18 protein-coding genes and 1 tRNA gene are annotated in these 16,918 nt (G+C 52.6%); 6 read left to right on the forward strand and 13 right to left on the reverse strand.

All coding sequences use genetic code 11. From position 1 onward, the window contains the following. Positions 1-42: 42 nt before the first annotated feature. Complete coding sequence (locus AACY82_RS12505) at positions 43-1,053, forward strand: helix-turn-helix domain-containing protein (RefSeq protein ID WP_339617161.1); 1,011 nt, start codon at positions 43-45, stop codon at positions 1,051-1,053. A gap of 3 nt (positions 1,054-1,056) precedes the next feature. On the opposite strand, the gene AACY82_RS12510 is transcribed toward AACY82_RS12505, so the two are convergent. From AACY82_RS12510 to AACY82_RS12520, 3 genes are all read right to left on the reverse strand, one after another. Further along, positions 1,057-1,716 carry a class I SAM-dependent methyltransferase gene (locus AACY82_RS12510; RefSeq protein ID WP_339617162.1) on the reverse strand — a complete coding sequence of 220 codons (660 nt, stop codon included), beginning with the start codon at positions 1,714-1,716 and terminating at the stop codon, positions 1,057-1,059. 118 nt (positions 1,717-1,834) lie between these two features. After that, the gene (locus AACY82_RS12515) at positions 1,835-2,323 is read right to left on the reverse strand and encodes an Hsp20 family protein (RefSeq protein ID WP_339617163.1); all 489 of its coding nucleotides are present in this window, start codon (positions 2,321-2,323) and stop codon (positions 1,835-1,837) included. A 147-nt stretch (positions 2,324-2,470) separates the two neighbouring features. Continuing rightward, complete coding sequence (locus tag AACY82_RS12520) at positions 2,471-3,385, reverse strand: TIGR01777 family oxidoreductase (RefSeq protein ID WP_339617164.1); 915 nt, start codon at positions 3,383-3,385, stop codon at positions 2,471-2,473. Positions 3,386-3,549: 164 nt separating this feature from the next. Between AACY82_RS12520 and AACY82_RS12525 the strand changes: the two genes are divergently transcribed. Further along, positions 3,550-3,975: a universal stress protein gene (locus AACY82_RS12525; RefSeq protein WP_339617165.1), complete on the forward strand. Its 426-nt coding sequence runs from the start codon at positions 3,550-3,552 to the stop codon at positions 3,973-3,975. Between the two features lie 69 nt (positions 3,976-4,044). Here AACY82_RS12525 and AACY82_RS12530 read toward each other — a convergent pair whose 3' ends face one another. The 10 genes from AACY82_RS12530 to thrS all read right to left on the reverse strand — a co-directional run bounded on the left by AACY82_RS12530 (position 4,045) and on the right by thrS (position 12,711). After that, entirely contained in the window at positions 4,045-4,788 is a 744-nt protein-coding gene (locus AACY82_RS12530) for a SapC family protein (protein WP_339617166.1), read from the reverse strand. Between the two features lie 255 nt (positions 4,789-5,043). Next, positions 5,044-5,120: transfer RNA gene (locus AACY82_RS12535), tRNA-Pro, on the reverse strand. 142 nt (positions 5,121-5,262) lie between these two features. Further along, positions 5,263-5,622 carry a MerR family transcriptional regulator gene (locus tag AACY82_RS12540; protein WP_339617167.1) on the reverse strand — a complete coding sequence of 120 codons (360 nt, stop codon included), beginning with the start codon at positions 5,620-5,622 and terminating at the stop codon, positions 5,263-5,265. Then, entirely contained in the window at positions 5,603-5,911 is a 309-nt protein-coding gene (ihfA, locus tag AACY82_RS12545; protein WP_339617168.1) for an integration host factor subunit alpha, read from the reverse strand. The genes AACY82_RS12540 and ihfA overlap by 20 nt, the downstream gene beginning before the upstream one ends. A gap of 10 nt (positions 5,912-5,921) precedes the next feature. Further along, positions 5,922-8,300 carry a phenylalanine--tRNA ligase subunit beta gene (pheT, locus tag AACY82_RS12550; protein WP_339617169.1) on the reverse strand — a complete coding sequence of 793 codons (2,379 nt, stop codon included), beginning with the start codon at positions 8,298-8,300 and terminating at the stop codon, positions 5,922-5,924. Between the two features lie 72 nt (positions 8,301-8,372). After that, positions 8,373-9,410, reverse strand: coding sequence for a phenylalanine--tRNA ligase subunit alpha (pheS, locus tag AACY82_RS12555; RefSeq protein WP_339617170.1), 1,038 nt, complete (start codon positions 9,408-9,410; stop codon positions 8,373-8,375). A 148-nt stretch (positions 9,411-9,558) separates the two neighbouring features. Beyond that, entirely contained in the window at positions 9,559-9,918 is a 360-nt protein-coding gene (rplT, locus tag AACY82_RS12560; protein ID WP_339617171.1) for a 50S ribosomal protein L20, read from the reverse strand. 32 nt (positions 9,919-9,950) lie between these two features. Beyond that, positions 9,951-10,148, reverse strand: a complete 198-nt coding sequence (gene rpmI, locus AACY82_RS12565) for a 50S ribosomal protein L35 (protein WP_339617172.1) — start codon at positions 10,146-10,148, stop codon at positions 9,951-9,953. Positions 10,149-10,213: 65 nt separating this feature from the next. Next, positions 10,214-10,750 carry a translation initiation factor IF-3 gene (gene infC, locus AACY82_RS12570; RefSeq protein ID WP_339617320.1) on the reverse strand — a complete coding sequence of 179 codons (537 nt, stop codon included), beginning with the start codon at positions 10,748-10,750 and terminating at the stop codon, positions 10,214-10,216. 20 nt (positions 10,751-10,770) lie between these two features. Then, entirely contained in the window at positions 10,771-12,711 is a 1,941-nt protein-coding gene (gene thrS, locus AACY82_RS12575; RefSeq protein WP_339617173.1) for a threonine--tRNA ligase, read from the reverse strand. Between the two features lie 195 nt (positions 12,712-12,906). On the opposite strand from thrS, the gene AACY82_RS12580 reads away from it, so the two are divergent. The 4 genes from AACY82_RS12580 (at position 12,907) to AACY82_RS12595 (ending at position 16,884) form a co-directional block, all read left to right on the forward strand. Beyond that, complete coding sequence (locus tag AACY82_RS12580; protein WP_339617174.1) at positions 12,907-13,542, forward strand: DoxX family protein; 636 nt, start codon at positions 12,907-12,909, stop codon at positions 13,540-13,542. Positions 13,543-13,560: 18 nt separating this feature from the next. Then, the gene (locus AACY82_RS12585; RefSeq protein ID WP_339617175.1) at positions 13,561-14,325 is read left to right on the forward strand and encodes an RNA polymerase sigma factor; all 765 of its coding nucleotides are present in this window, start codon (positions 13,561-13,563) and stop codon (positions 14,323-14,325) included. Next, positions 14,319-14,570, forward strand: coding sequence for a hypothetical protein (locus AACY82_RS12590; RefSeq protein WP_339617176.1), 252 nt, complete (start codon positions 14,319-14,321; stop codon positions 14,568-14,570). Before AACY82_RS12585 ends, AACY82_RS12590 begins: the two co-directional genes overlap by 7 nt. A 154-nt stretch (positions 14,571-14,724) precedes the next feature. Next, positions 14,725-16,884 carry a carboxy terminal-processing peptidase gene (locus AACY82_RS12595; protein WP_339617321.1) on the forward strand — a complete coding sequence of 720 codons (2,160 nt, stop codon included), beginning with the start codon at positions 14,725-14,727 and terminating at the stop codon, positions 16,882-16,884. The last annotated feature ends 34 nt before the right edge of the window (positions 16,885-16,918 follow it).

Consider the following 16,918-nt stretch of genomic DNA (forward strand, 5'->3'; position numbering starts at 1 on the left):
ACTATGGTATTCTGGCCAAATAGAGAAACCTTGGCCGATACCATGACAGACAACACAACACAGACGATACAAATTACTTTTGTGTTATCCGAGCACATGCTAACCACTGGCACCACGCTACCGCTGGAGATGCTGCAAACCGCCCAGCTGGCAAGGCACCAATCGGCGCAGGCCTCGCCGGTAAACCTCGCCATGCGCACGGCGGTAGCCCCCGGCACCCAACTGCCCTCGCCAACCGGTATGCGCTGGGCGCCCGATGCGACCCTAGCCGAAGCCGGCAATAACGACATCATTTATCTGCCCGCTCTCTGGCGCAACCCTCGCCCTGTGCTGCGCCGCGCCGGCGCACTTATCGAATGGCTAAAAGAGCAACACCACAACGGCGCCACTATTTGCGGTGTCGGTACCGGTTGTTGTTTTCTCGCCGAGGCAGGTTTGCTGGACGACAAGGTGGCAACCACCCACTGGCACTACTTTGATCAGTTTCAAAAAAATTACCCTAATGTGCAGCTCAAGCGGCAACACTTTATTACCCAAGCTGGCAACTTATACTGCGCCGCCAGCGTCAACTCTCTCGCCGACTTAACGGTTTATTTTATTCAGCGGCTAATGGGAAAAACCGTTGCCAGCCATGTAGAGCGTCACTTTTCTCACGAGATTCGCCGCTCTTATGAAAGCTCAGCATTTTACGAGGACACAAGCCACCCACACCCAGATGAAACCATCATTCAAATTCAGCTGTGGATTCGGGATAATTACTCGCGGCCCATTACGGTGGCCGATCTAGCGCGACGCTTTGGCATGAGCACCCGCACACTAAACCGACGTTTTAAAAATGCAACCGATACAACGCCGCTGGCCTACCTGCGAGAGATCAGAATAAAAATTGCGCGAGAGCTGCTTAAAACCAGCAACCTGAGCATTGTTGAGGTGGCGGAAAAATCCGGTTATCAGGACAGCGCTTATTTTGCCGAGTTGTTCAAACAACAATTGGGCACTACCCCCAGCGCCTACCGAGAGATGGTCCGCGCCAAACTATTTCGCACCGATTAAGTATTACGATCGCTTGGTTAAAAACACAACATCGTCAGCCATAAATTCAAGCCTGGCATTCAAAGTGTCAGCTAAAAACTCAAAGGTTTGACGGGAAAAAAAGCAGATATGGGTGGGGTCATTTTTGTAGTGCCAACCGGCAAAGGCCGTCACGTCTAAAGCCAACTTTGTCATAATCGCGAGCACCCCATTTTTTCCCAAACAGCCCCACAAGGCTTGCAGCTCTCCATATGGATTATGCAAATGCTCCACCACCTCAGTGGCGGTGATAAAATCGTACTTTGTCGCAAGCACGGATCGATCCGACGCATAAAAAATATCGTACAGCGCAACGGTAAAGCCACCCTCTCGCAACATAGCGGCCAATGCCGGGCCCGGGCCACAACCAAAATCAAGACCGCGAGCAACAGGGCTCAACCTGGCGACTAACGGAGCGTACAATCGATTTAAAAAACGTCGATACCCCGGATCATCCACTTGGTTGTCATGCAGGTCATACTCAGACTTTTCTCGAGCAGGGGAAAGATAAAACCGTGACGGGACAAAAATAAGATAACAGCGGTGACAGCGAAGGTAAAATCGCCTCCGGTCACAATAAAACCACGACGCCTCATCGCTCGGACAATCGGTATGGCAAAGCGGACACCGCAGTAGCTGAGACATAACAAGCCGTTGGTAAAATTTTAGTTAAGTAAAGTAGCGACAAAACAAAAGCGCCGACACAGCCGGCGCTTTTAGCTAGAAAACCTGACTGGGAAATCTAACGTATTTAACGGCTACATTACGCAGCTTCGGATGCATCACCCGCTTTGTGATCGACGCCTTGCTCTGCTGGGGCGCGTGCGACACCATCGGCAATGTCAATGGTCCGGGGTTTTACAGCCTCTGGCAACTCACGCACAAGATCAACATGCAGCAAGCCGTTTTCTACAGCGGCCGACTCAACCCGAACGTGATCGGCCAGCTGAAAGCGGCGCTCGAAATTGCGCGCGGCAATTCCTTGGTGCAAGTAAGTGCGAGATTTATCCTCGGCGCCTTTATTGCCCGATACAGTCAGGTTGTTTTGGTTTACTTCAATGTTTAGCTCGGCGCGGTCAAAGCCGGCCACAGCCATAGAGATTCGGTAATGATCCTCACCTGTCAATTCAATATTGTAAGGCGGGTACCCCGGCTGACTTTGCTCGTTGCGGGACAAGCTGTCGAGCAACCCGGCGACGCGATCAAAACCAATAGAAGAACGATATAAAGGAGTTAAGTCAAAGTTACGCATAATGATATCCTCAAATTTGAGCAATATTTTAAAAGTGCCTATCCATCGGATCAGGCGATTTTGCACCTCTCTTTTGAGCAGGTACAACTGATATATAAGGCCTGCTTTTTACATTACAAGGCATAAATCTAATTTTATTTTTTAACGCTACACACTCGCCTTTAGCGCCTCTTTTAACTCCGGGTAACGATAAATAAACCCACCCTCAACGGCCACTTTCGGCGCCACTTTATTATTACTTAACAACAACTCTTGAGCGGCCTGACCCAGCAGAACTTTTAGCACCCATTTGGGCACTTTGAAAAATGCCGGACGGTGTAACACCTCGGCCAACTGCTGACTAAACTCCCGATTACGCACAGGTTTAGGCGCCACAGCATTAACCGGACCGGCAAGATCATCGCGGGTCAACAACCAGATAATCATCGACACCAAATCTTGTCGATGAATCCAGCTCATCCACTGCGCCCCACTGGCAACTGGTCCGCCCAGCCCCACTTTAAAGGCCGGCAGCATTGAACTCAGGGCACCGCCGCCCTGATCCAGTACGACACCGGTTCGCAACAAACAAACTCTGGTGCCCCGCTCCGAAAAAAGCCGCGCCTGCTTCTCCCAATCCCGGCACAGGTCGGCCGCAAAGCCTTCGCCAGCGCAACAGCTCTCATCGGCCACCACATCACCCGTATCACCGTAATAGCCTATCGCGCTACCACTAACAAGCACTTGGGGCGGACGTTGCACCGCAAGCTGGGCCATGAGCCTTTGCGTAAATGCGACACGACTGTCCCGCAGAGTTTGGCGTCGGCGCTTACTCCAGCGACTTAGCACAGTCGCGCCAGCCAAATTAATCACCGCGTCAAAGCCTTCATAGCGGGATAACCCCGCAAAATCCGTAGCCGACGCTCCAAGCCGTTCAAGGCTGCGCCTAGCCTTTTCTGGAGAGCGTGTCAGCACCGTAACCTTTGCTCCCGTTTGGCACAGCTGCTGGCACAACAGCTGACCGATAAATCCTGTGCCGCCGGTTAGCAAGATACTACTTTGCGATACATTGATGGACCCCATAGACGCCTCCCTTTAAGACACTAAACCGTAACCACCGCTGTTAAATACGCAGACCATCGACTATGGTTCACTCAGCGCTAAAATGCGCGCGCTAAATAGCCATGTCACAAAGCGCGAACTAAGCTGTAAGATAGAGATTATTAACGTCATAGAGAGGAGCCCACATGGCAGGCTATCAGCACATATTGATTGCAGTCGACCTTGAGGAAGGCGCCACACAGCTGCTTAGTAAGGCACAAACCATAGCAAACGCCGCACAGCTTCACTTAGTACACGTAGAGGAGCACCCGGTAACCGGATACGGCGACGTCACCGGCCACAACCACAGCGTCAATGAAATGCAGATACGCCAAACCGTGTACCCACAGCTTTCAGCACTGGCTGATAGCTACGGCATACCGCACGCCAACCTCCATATTACATTTGGTGACCCAGCCTATGAAGTGCACCAACTCGCCAACACTTTAAATGCGGATCTCATCGTAACTGGAAGCCACGGCAAGCACGGCCTAAAGCGTTTTTTAGGTTCCACCTCCAGCAGCATCCACGACGGTGCCAAGCGAGATGTGCTGTCCATCTACACAGGCTAATCACAACCACGCACCCACAAAAAAGCCGACGCTTGCGTCGGCTTTTTACAACCCTAAAACACTGGCCGATTAACTGGCCAACTTAGCGTTTTTAAATTCAACCAAACGGTTAAGGTTGCTCAACGACTGCAAGTGAGCATAGATCAGCTCCATGCCATCTTTCTTAAACAAATCCAGCAGTTGCTCATCGCTCAACGCCTTAAGCTTTTCACGCTTAACGGTGTAAAAGCCTTTAATGCTCATATTGTTATCAGCATTGCCGTTAAATTCGATATTAGCCTGCATTGGCTCTAACAAATCCAACTCTTTTAGCGTTTTACAGAACGTTCTTGTCATCTCAGCGCGGTATTGGTAATCCTGCAAGAACTTCAACACTTCTTTCAAGTGATCAGTTTGCTCGCCATTGTCATCAAACAAACGCTGCCCTTTACTGCCATCGGCAACCAGCGCTTTACTGTCTTCGTCAATGCACAGAGTCAGGTTTTCTGAATCTTTGCCACCGGCAAACACAAAGGGATAACGGCGGATAAATGCTGGGATGTAGCGCGCATTAATACGGCCATCGTCGGTCAGCATTAGGTTTTCACCCTGCTTGACGCCCATCACTGCCAAAGGGGTGTGCTCGCCCTGCTCGTTAGGCGCCGAAAAAATAACAGCGTATTCAGCGGCAGCAAAAGGTATCTCGGTGGCCAGCAAAGGCGCCGAGGTCATCTCCGAGATAAAGTCGTAAGAGTCGATACTTACCGACAGAGTGCGGTGCTTATCGCTGGTTAAAGGCTGGATATTGTTGTAAATCATTAACTGCTTAGTCACGTGAATACTCCGTTGTTATTGTCGCGCCCTATCAGGTTCGCAAAATCAAAAAAATAGGCGCACATAGTAGCATTTTGGTCACTCACTGCCACCCTATAACGACCATTGCTAATTTTTGGGGGCGTTTGCCGAGAATACAAGGGTAATTTTTAACAGGACGAGAAATAGATCCCCCGTGAAAGGGACTGATAGTTACTAGGCAGGGCGTTGCAAGTAAAACGCGACACGGCAAGAGAGCTGACGGGAAAAGAAAAATGGTCGGAACGGCGGGATTCGAACCCACGACCACTACACCCCCAGTGTAGTGCGCTACCAGGCTGCGCTACGTTCCGACGGTCAAAACAAGCCGATAGGCTTACTTCGAGAGCTGGGCATAATACCGGATTTTTTTAAGAATGCAACAGACAATACCATTGCCGTACCGGTGACCCACAACCGCGCGTATGTTTCGGCGGCTGTAAGTAATTGTTTGATTTACTTGGTGTTTAAGACGTCTAGCAGTTGCTCAAGCTCGGAGATCATCTGATTGACCAACTGGCTAAAGTGGCTGGCATCTTGCTGCGCGGTCTCGCCACTCATTTGCTGGCGGGCACCGCCAATGGTAAAACCCTGATCGTACAGTAAAGCGCGAATCTGGCGAATGGTGAGCACATCGGTCCGCTGATAATAGCGGCGATTCCCACGGCGTTTAACCGGCTTAAGCTGTGGGAATTCCTGCTCCCAGTAGCGCAGCACATGTGGCTTTACGGCACACAGCTCGCTGACTTCACCAATAGTGAAGTAACGCTTACCGGGTATAACCGGCAACTCGTCGTTATGGCTTGGTTCCAGCATAGGTCTCTACTCGTGCCTTCAGTTTCTGTCCCGGCCTGAAGGTAACCACCCGGCGAGCACTGATGGGAATCTCCTCGCCGGTTTTGGGGTTGCGCCCTGGACGCTGACTTTTATCGCGCAAATCGAAGTTGCCAAACCCCGACAATTTAACCTGCTCATTGGCCTCAAGTGAGCCGCGTATTTCTTCAAAAAACAGCTCAACCAGCTCCTTGGCCTCACGCTTATTGAGACCAAGTTCTTCGTAGAGTTTTTCTGCCAAATCCGCTTTTGTCAGCGCGCCGTTGGGCATAGGTTGTTGCCTATCTCAGGGTTGCACCATGTTGGTTTTGCAGATGATCAACCACCTGCCCGATAAATCCATTGATTTCATCATCGGTAAGAGTGCGTGAAGGATGCTGAAAGGTCAAGCCCAAAGCGACACTTTTTCTATGCGGATCAATGCCTTTGCCCACATACAAGTCAAATACCTTTAAGTCTGAGAGGTACTCGCCCGCCGTTTCGCGGACGCCGTTTAGCAAGTGATCAACCGGCAACTCCCGGTCTACCAACAACGCTAAATCACGCCGGTTGGCCGGGAAGCGCGACAGCGGCGTAAAGCTTGGCACCTGAGCATTAAGCAGAGGTTTTAGCACCAATTCAAACACAAACACGCCCGCGGGGATGTCTAGCTCTTGCTGTAGCGCTGGGTGGATAGCGCCCACATAGCCAACAACCTCTCCAACACAAACGACTTCGGCGCACTGCCCAGGGTGTAAAGCCGGATGACGGCCAGCGCGAAAGCTAAAACATGCGGCATCGCCCGTTTGCGCCAGCAAAGATTCAACGTCACCCTTAGCATCAAAGAAATCAACGTTGCGTGTTTCATTGTTCCAGTTTTCGGCCGCCAGTGGCCCATACACCAAACCGGCAAGGGTCGGCTGCTGATCGACGCCATTAGTACCCGGAATAAAGCGCTGACCGCTTTCGAATAAACGCAAGCGGCTCTGCTGGCGATTCAGGTTATGGCGCAAAGTCGCCACCAAGCCCGGCAGCAAGGTGGTTCGCATCACCGCCATGTCGGCACTGATGGGGTTTTTCAAGGCAATGGGGGTAACGTCGGGATCAAAGCGGGCGTTATCGCTTGGGTCGACAAAACTGTAGGTAACTACCTCTTGGTAGTCACGACTAATCAAGTGGCGGCGTAATTGCGCCAGCGGTAAGCGCGACTCGGTGTGCGCCTTAATCGCCATTGGCGAATCGGGAACGCGGGTGGGCAAGCGGTTATAACCGTAAATCCGCGCCAGCTCTTCGAGCAAGTCGGCCTCGATGTCGATATCAAAGCGCCAGCTGGGCACTCGCACCTGCCAACCAGCATCGGTGCGCTCGGCAATCTCTAACCCTAAGCGAGACAGAATATCTTCGACGGTCTCCGCATCCATATCAATATGCAAGCCACTGGCAATACGCTCTTGGCGCAAAGTGACCACTTGCTCGCTAGGCAGCTCTGCAGCCACCTCTTCGACTACTGGGCCGGCATCGCCACCGACAATAGCCAACAACAGTTCAGTGGCCCGCTCAATTGCGTCGCGCTGTAACTGGTAATCTACGCCGCGTTCAAAACGGTGAGAAGAGTCTGTATGCAAGCCATAATTACGCGCCCGACCGGCAATGGCCAGCGGATTAAAGAATGCGCTCTCAAGCAGAATATCTTGGGTGGCGGCGGTAACTGAGCTGTCAAGCCCACCCATAATGCCTGCCATTGCCAGCGGCACCTGGTCGTCAGCGATCACCAACGTGTCGGCCTGAAGGGTTATTGCTTGTTCATCGAGCAGTGTGAGCGTTTCACCGTCGTGAGCGTGACGCACGGTAATACCACCGTTGATTTTTGCCAAGTCGAACGCGTGCATGGGCTGCCCCAACTCAAGCAATACATAATTGGTAACATCCACCACAGCATCAATCGAGCGCACACCCGAGCGGCGCAGCTTTTCTTGCAGCCATGCAGGGCTGGGCGCACCAACATTTACACGACGAATCACTCGGCCCAGATAACGGCTACAGGACTCAGGCGCCTGCAAGGTAACCGGACGAGCATCGGCAATAGCCTCTGCCACCGGTTTTACCGCCACAGCGCTAACCGCTTGCCGGTTAATCACACCTAGTTCGCGCGCCAGTCCGCGAACACTCAAGCAGTCGCCACGGTTAGGGGTAATATCCACCTCAATCAACGTGTCGTTAAGGTTTAAGTAATCGCGCAGATCTTGCCCGACCGGCGCGTCGGAGGCCAATTCCCACAGGCCGGAGTCGTCATCGCCCGCTTCAAGTTCAGTCTGGCCGCACAACATGCCAAAGGATTCGACACCGCGCAGCTTGGCTTTTTTGATTTTAAAATCACCCGGTAATTGCGCACCCACAGTGGCAAAAGGCGCTTTTAAACCGACGCGCGCATTGGGCGCACCGCACACCACCTGAACGTCGCCGCCGTCTGGGTGGCCGGCAACCTGACAAACTCTCAGCTTATCGGCATCGGGGTGTTGCTCTATGGCGACGATCTCACCCACAACGACACCGCTAAACGCACCGGCTACCGGTTCGGTAGCATCTACCTCGATGCCGGCCATGGTGAGTTGCTCGACGAGTGTTTCGACACTCACCTCGGGGTTAATCCACTCGCGCAACCAGGATTCACTTACTTTCATAGTTCAATCTCTTTCGGCCTGTGGGGCCTGTCTATTTTATTTCGGGCATGACTTAAGCGGCGTATCGACGGATTAAAACTGCTGTAAAAACTTTACGTCGTTTTCAAAAAACAGACGCAAATCGTTTACGCCGTAGCGCAACATCGCCATTCGCTCGACGCCGATACCAAACGCAAAGCCCGAGTACACCTCCGGATCAATTCCCGAGGCTTTAAAGACATTGGGGTGCACCATGCCGCAGCCCATAATCTCAATCCAACCGGTGTGCTTGCACACCCGGCAGCCATCGCCGTTACACTGAGTACAACCTATGTCCACCTCGGCCGAAGGTTCGGTAAACGGGAAGTAGGACGGGCGAAAACGCACGGGGGCATCCACCTCAAAAAAGGCTTTTAAAAACTGATCCACCGTACCTTTTAGGTCGGCAAAGCTGATATTTTTGTCCACCACCAAACCTTCCACCTGGTGGAACATGGGTGTGTGGGTTAAATCCGAGTCGCAGCGATATACCCGACCTGGGCAAATAATCCGAATCGGCGGCTCGTCGGTTTCCATCACCCGCACTTGCACTGGAGAAGTATGAGTGCGCAGCACATAGCTACCACCGCTGGTGGCAAAAGGCTTTTCATCGACGTAAAAAGTGTCGTGCATGGCGCGCGCGGGGTGATGTGCGGGGATATTCAGCGCCTCAAAATTGTGGTGATCGTCCTCGATCTCGGGGCCTTCGGCCACTTCGTAGCCCACCTGGGCAAAGATCTCGGCGATACGATCCAGGGTGCGGGTCACTGGGTGCAAACCACCAAGGCCGTTAGCCCGGCCGGGCAGCGTGACATCAATGGTCTCATCAGCGAGCTTGGCTTCAATCGCCGCCCGCTCAAACTGAGCTTTAACCGCATTAATACGATCTTGTACCTGCTGCTTGGCCTCGTTGATCAAGGCGCCGGCTTTGGGGCGCTCATCAGCAGAGAGCTTGCCCAACATTTTAGCCTGAGCACTAATGCTGCCTTTTTTGCCAAGATACTCGACGCGGACTTTGTCCAGCGCCGCCAGATCCTCAGCGTTATCGACTAATTTGAGCGCTTGTTCAGTCAGCGCAGCGAGATTTTCCATCGCAAATTCCAGTATTTAGCGTGTGAACCGCCGTGTGCAGGCACAGCGAACATCAAATAGCGCAGATAAAAAAGGGGAGGCCCATAACAGCCCTCCCCTTTAGCACTTGGCAGCTCAGGCTATAACGGCCCGAGCCTGCAAGCGGTACTTAAGCAGCCAGAGCTGATTTAGCCTGAGCCACTACCGCAGCAAAAGCTGCTTTGTCGTAAACCGCCAGATCAGCCAGTACACGACGGTCCAGAGCGATGCTGGCTTTCTTCAAACCGGCAATTAGCTGGCTGTAAGTCATGCCTTCAGCGCGAGACTGAGCGTTGATACGAGTGATCCACAAAGCGCGGAAATTACGCTTATTAACGCGACGGTCGCGATAAGCGTACTGACCTGCTTTGATAACGGCTTGCTTGGCAACACGGAAAACTCGTGAACGAGCACCGTAGTAGCCTTTTGCTGCTTTTAAAACTTTCTTGTGACGACGACGCGCCTCTACACCACGTTTAACACGGGCCATAATAAACTCCTAATTATCCGAAATTAAACCAATTACTTGGCGCGAAGCATACGATCAATTGCTGGGGCATCTACCGCATTGATAATGCTGGTGCCACGCAGTTGACGCTTGCGCTTAGTGGTCATTTTGGTAAGGATGTGGCTCTTGTTTGCGTGTTTGTGCTTGTAACCGGCCGCAGTCTTTTTAAAGCGCTTGGCGGCGCCACTGTGTACTTTAGCTTTTGTTGCCATGAGATAAACTCCGCATTTGCAATAACATTAATATTTAGTCACTAAGGCAGCTAAAAGCCCAGCCACTATCTCTTTCTCGGGGCCATGACCATAATCAGTTGGCGACCTTCCATTTTAGGCCGTTGTTCCACTGTTGCCAGTTCCTCAAGGTCTTTCTCGATGCGTAGCATCACGTCCATCCCGAGTTCCTGGTGAGCCATTTCACGACCGCGGTACCGAAGCGATACCTTGGCCTTGTCCCCGTTTTCAAGGAAACGTATCAGGTTGCGTAGTTTGACCTGATAATCTCCATCTTCCGTCCCTGGACGAAACTTCATTTCTTTAATCTGCTGCTGCTTTTGCTTCTTCTTGGCAGCCGCTTTGGTCTTTTTAATCTCAAACAGGTGCTTGCCATAGTCCATGATTTTACAAACTATTGGCGTACTATCAGCCGCTATCTCGACCAGATCCAATGACGCATCCTGGGCGATTTTTAAGGCCTCATCCAGTGGGACAATCCCCACTTGCTCTCCGTCGGCACCAATTAAGCGAACCTCGCTCGCCTCAATTTGGTCGTTAATACGGGCTTTCTTGGATTTGCCTTTAGCGTTATCTCGTTTGATAGTGTCTTTCTCCTATTTGATTAATCTTGCGAGTCGGATGCTGCCACGCGACTACGATTCGCGATATCGGCGCTCAGGTGTTCACTGAAGGCTTCCAGACTCATTGCGCCCAAATCTTGACCGTCACGGGTACGGACGGCGACTTGGTTGGATTCGACCTCTTTGTCACCGATGACCAAGAGATACGGAACCCGCTGTATTGTGTGCTCGCGGATTTTAAAGCCGATTTTCTCGTTTCTCAAGTCCGAAAGTGCCCTAAAGCCATTATTTGCGAGGGTTTTTTCGACTTTTTGCACATAATCGGCCTGATTGTCCGTAATATTGGCAATCATCACCTGAACCGGCGCCAACCAAGTGGGAAACGCGCCCTCGTAGTTTTCGATCAAAATACCGATAAAACGCTCGAAGGAACCGAGAATAGCACGGTGCAACATAACCGGCACCTGACGCGAGCCATCTTCGGCCACATATTGGGCATCAAGCCGGCCCGGCATCGAGAAATCCACCTGAATCGTGCCGCACTGCCACACCCGGTCGAGGCAGTCTTTTAATGAAAATTCGATCTTGGGACCATAAAAGGCGCCCTCACCCGGCAGCAGCTTGTACTCCAGCCCTTTGGCGTCCAGTGCATCGGCCAGCGCTTGCTCGGCACGATCCCAATCTTCATCACTGCCCACACGCTGCTCTGGGCGAGTCGAGAGGCGAATAATCACCTCATTAAAACCAAAGTCGGCGTAAACCTGATACAACAAGTCAGTAAAGGCTGCCACTTCGTCCTGAATCGCCGCTTCGGTACAAAAAATATGCGCGTCGTCCTGAGTAAAACCACGCACCCGCATAATACCGTGCAGCGAGCCCGAGGCCTCATTGCGGTGGCACGAACCAAACTCGGCAAGGCGCAGCGGCAAATCGCGGTAACTGCGCAACCCCTGATTAAACACCTGCACATGACAGGGGCAGTTCATGGGCTTAACCGCAAATTCGCGATCTTCCGACTTGAGCATAAACATGTCGTCGCCAAATTTATCGGCGTGACCGGATTTTTTCCACAGGCTCAGATCCACCACCTGGGGGGTTTTGATTTCCTGGTAACCATTATCGCGCTGCACCTTGCGCATGTACTCTTCGATCGCGGTGTACACCGACCAGCCTTTAGGGTGCCAAAACACCATACCCGGTGCTTCTTCTTGCATATGGAACAAATCAAACTTTTTCGCCAGCTTGCGGTGGTCGCGCTTTTCCGCCTCTTCTAGGCGGTGCAAATAAGCTTTTAGCTCTTTTTTGTCGTTCCAGGCGGTGCCGTACACACGCTGTAGCTGAGTGTTGCTGGCATCACCGCGCCAGTAAGCGCCCGACACGCGCATCAATTTAAAATGACGCATCACACGGGTGTTGGGCACGTGAGGGCCGCGGCACATATCCACATATTCTTCGTGGTGGTACAAGCCCACTGCCTGCTCGCCGGCTGCAATCAGGCCGTCAATCAACTCGACTTTGTAGCTCTCGTTGCGCTCGTCAAACACTTTTCGGGCATCGGCAATCGGCGTCATCTTCTTAATGACGTCGTAATCGGTTTTAATCAGATCTTTAATACGTTTCTCAATCGCCGTCAGATCCTCTGGCGTCAAGGTGCGCTCGTACTCGATATCGTAATAAAAGCCGTTGTCGATCACCGGCCCAATGGCCATTTTGGCCTCGGGGTACAGCTGCTTAATCGCATGCCCCACCAAGTGAGCAAATGAGTGACGAATGACCTCAAGGCCCTCGTCATCGCGTCCGGTGATTAAGCTAATAGCGGCGTCGTGATCAATGACTTCACAGGCATCGACCAGCTCGCCATCAATACGGCCGCACACGGTGGCTTTGGCCAAACCGGGGCCAATATCTTCAGCAACCTGCAACAGGGTAACGGGCTGGTCGAATTCGCGAGTAGAACCATCGGGAAGCGTGATAACTGGCATGTTATATCCTTTCTCAGTGGTGACCCCTACCAAAGGCCACTTGTTGCTATTGCGGGGCTCGGCAAAGCCCACCTAAATTCGGGCCGGCAGTATATAAAACCCGCCGCCAATACGCCACCGCCGCTGTAACATTCACTCGGCTCACGCGTCATTAACCGTAACGCATGCATTGTTAATCAGAGACAGGACGGACACATGGCCACACGTGAACTATTTTTGCACACCACAAACTCGTTTAACGGTGCCCTTGCGCGCACGGACGTAATCGCAGGGCTTGCCCTGCGGCTGTATTTAGCACCTGTATTTTGGATGGCAGGCACCAGCAAATTAAACCATTTTGGCGATACAGTCGTTTGGTTTGGCAATGACGATTGGGGACTGGGCTTGCCTGCGCCGGCCGTTTTGGCGGCGCTGGCCACGGCCGCCGAGCTGATCGGCGCCCTGTTACTTACGTTAGGTCTCGCCACTCGCGCTATCGCTATTCCTTTAATTGTGACTATGCTAGTGGCCATTTTTGCAGTGCATATCGATCACGGCTGGCAGGCCATTGCCGATCAGAGCGCTCCTTTTGCCAACGCCCGGGTCGATGAGGCCGCCGCCAAACTGGCGCGCGCCACCAGCATTTTACAAGAGCACGGCAAATACGACTGGCTCACCTCCAGCGGTAAATTTGTGGTGCTCAACAATGGTATCGAGTTTGCCGCCACCTACTTGGTCATGCTTTTGGCGCTCGTCGCTTACGGCCCCGGCCGCTACCTAAGCATCGACTACTGGATTAAGCGCTGGCTATCGCCTGCGAGCACTCCAGAGCACACCACACCACAGCGCTAGATTCCGAGGCACATTGCCGTGTTATATTACGCAATCACCGACCTAAATGGCGCCCTACAGCAGCACTGGGGCTGGGCCATCACCGCGCGCGACACCCCAGCTCGCAGCGCAGTGACCCTCGATAAAAAGGAAAGATTGCGTCTTTTGAGTGCCATAAATACAGCTACCATCAATCCCTCCACCCCGGATGAGCAACTGGTCACGGCCGCGCAGCAAGGCAGTGAGGCGGCGCTAGTCGAGCTAATCAACCGCTACCAGACACTGCTGCTAGCGGTGGCACGAGCCCTTGTGGGTCATGCCCACGCCGAGGACACCGTCCAGGAGGCCTGGATCTCCATACACCGTTCACTGACTACCTTTGAAGGTCGCTCAAGCTTTAAAACCTGGGCCGCGCGTATCGTTAGCAACGAGGCCAAAACGCGGCTGCGGCGTGAATCGCGGCTGGTAGCGCTGGATGACTCGGAGCTTGAGCGCCCCACCCTTGACGACAACTGCTTCAAAGCCAATGGCCACTGGGCCAGTAAACCCTCGCGCTGGCACAGCGAAACGCCCGATTCGCTGCTGGAGGAGCAGCAGCTAAAGCGCTGTATTGATAAAACCTTAACGCTACTGCCCGATCGACAAAAAGCGGCTTTTTTATTGCGCGATTTAGAGCAGCGCCCATTGGACGAGATCGCCGACTTGCTCGCCATCAGCAATGCCAATGTCCGGGTATTGCTGCACCGCGCACGCCTAACACTGCTGCAGGTGGTTGATCACTATCAGGAGACTGGCCAATGTTAAGCTGCCGTGACGTCGCCAAACGAGCCAGTGATTACCTCGATGAACGAGATTCCCCTAAGGGCCAGCCAAGCTTACAAATTCGGCTGCACTTGATGCTCTGTAGCAATTGCCGCCGATTCGTGCGCCACATGCACAGCGCCCGTCAACTGGCGGCCCTTGTGCAGAGGGGCCGAGAGCGCTCCGAGCAAGGCGATGAGGTTTTATCGCATATAAAACGTCAAGATGCCGCTCCGCCGCCACCTTAGCCGCCGCCTCAGCCCAGTGACTGGGCTGAGAGAACAAATGATGCTATGTTGCTGTCTATATTTATGTTTCTGCCCCTCTCACTGCATCTGAGCGGTGAGTTATCGGTCAGTTTTTATCCGTTATAGAGAATACCGAGAGCGTTATATGCTGGAAATGTTGTGTAAGTCTCACCGCTTGAAAGCTGGTGCACTGTGTCTAGGCCTTGGCATCAGCTTGTTAACGGCCCTGCCCCTTGCGGCGGCCGACCTCGAACCGCTCAAAATTACCGATCAGCAACGTAAAACCACGGCCGAGATCGTCAGCTCCCTGCATAAACATCACTATCGAGATCAAAATATCGATGATGCACTGTCTGAGAAGTTCTTAAAGAACTACCTCGACACGCTCGACCCGAGTCGCAGCTACTTCTTAAAAGCGGACATCGAAGAGTTTTACAAGCATCAAAACAAGTTCGACGACGACTTTCAAAAAGGCGAGCTTAAAACCAGCTTTGTGATTTTTGACCGCTACCGCGAGCGCATTAGCGCCCGCCTGGAAAAAACACTCAAGCAGCTTGAAGACGATGAACTCAAGTACGACTTTACCGAAAACGACACCCTGAATGTCGACCGCGAAAAGGCACCCTGGCCCGCCACCGCCGCCGAGGCCGATGAGTTGTGGCGTAAACGCACCAAAGCTGACTTACTTAACTTAGTGTTAGCCGACAAAACCATTGATGAAGCCCGCGAGGTGCTGACCAAGCGCTACAAAAATCAACTGCGCCGGATGAGCCAGCAAACTGGTGAGGACGCGTTTAGCGCGGTCATCAATGCATTCACCATGCTCTACGATCCGCACACCAACTACTTATCGCCGCGCACGCTGGAGAATTTCAACATCAATATGTCCCTTTCTCTAGAAGGCATTGGTGCCATGCTGCAAAGCGAAGATGAGTACACCAAAGTGGTACGACTGATTCCCGCTGGCCCCGCCGACAAACAAGGGCAGCTAAAACCCGCCGACCGCATCGTTGCCGTAGGACAAGACAAAGAGGGCGAGCTGGTTGACGTAGTCGGCTGGCGCCTAGATGAAGTGGTCGATCTCATTCGCGGCAAAAAAGACAGCGTGGTACGGCTTGAAGTTCTACCCAGCAAAGCCGCTGCCGGGGCCGCCACCCACGTGATCAACATTAAGCGCGACAAAGTTAAACTCGAAGAGCAAGCAGCGCAAAAAGCTGTATTCGAACTCTCTGACGCAGAGGAAAACAGCTACAAGCTAGGCGTTATCGACGTCCCGACTTTTTACATGGATTTTGAGGCGTACCGCAAACGCGACCCCAATTACAAAAGTACCACCCGTGATGTATTTAACCTACTCAGTGAATTAGCGGCCGAGAACGTAGACGGTATTATTATCGATTTACGCAACAACGGCGGCGGCTCACTGCACGAGGCCACATCCTTAACGGATCTTTTTATCGACCAAGGGCCTGTGGTGCAAATCCGCCAGACCAATCAGCTGATTTCACGCAACTATCGCTCGCACTCGAAGGCGGTGTTTCGTGGCCCCATCGTGATTTTAATTAACCGCTTGAGTGCATCGGCCTCAGAGATTTTTGCCGGAGCTATTCAGGACTACGGCCGCGGCATTATTGTCGGCAGCCAAAGCTTTGGCAAAGGCTCTGTGCAATCGCTACAACCGCTGCAATCGGGCCAGTTAAAGATCACCGAATCAAAATTTTATCGGGTCTCCGGTGGCAGCACGCAACACAAAGGGGTCGTCCCTGACATCACCCTGCCAGATATGATTGACCCTGAAGATGTAGGCGAAAGCAGCTACGACTACGCCCTGCCGTGGGATCAAATTCACGAGGTGAAACACGACCATTACTTTGACCTTGCGGCCCTGCTGCCAGCGATACAAAAAAGTCACGACGAGCGCATAAAAACCGACCCTGACTTTATCTTTTTGAGCAAACAGCAAGCGCTGATTGATAAGAACAGTGACCGCACTGAGATCTCGCTAAACGAGAAAACTCGGCGGACAGAAAAAACAGACTACGAGCAACAACTGTTAAGCATCGAGAATGAGCGGCGCAAGACCCGCGGCCTAGAGCCGTACAAAACCTACGCCGACATCAGCGAAGACGACATAAAAGAAGGTGACGACCCGGACAAAGAAGCCGAGGCAGAAGCCGCTGCGGCAGAGCCGAAAAAAATTGACCCGGCAAAAGACCCACTGCTTACTGAAGCGGGCTATATTTTGTTGGATTTTATTCGCGGCACCAACAATGCCGACGACGTTAAAGACGACACCAAAGTCGCTAATTTTTAAGCACCTTACCAACCAGCAACCTGTGGCGGCTCTA

Source organism: uncultured Gilvimarinus sp. (genome assembly GCF_963972205.1).
GTDB lineage: Bacteria > Pseudomonadota > Gammaproteobacteria > Pseudomonadales > Cellvibrionaceae > Gilvimarinus > Gilvimarinus japonicus.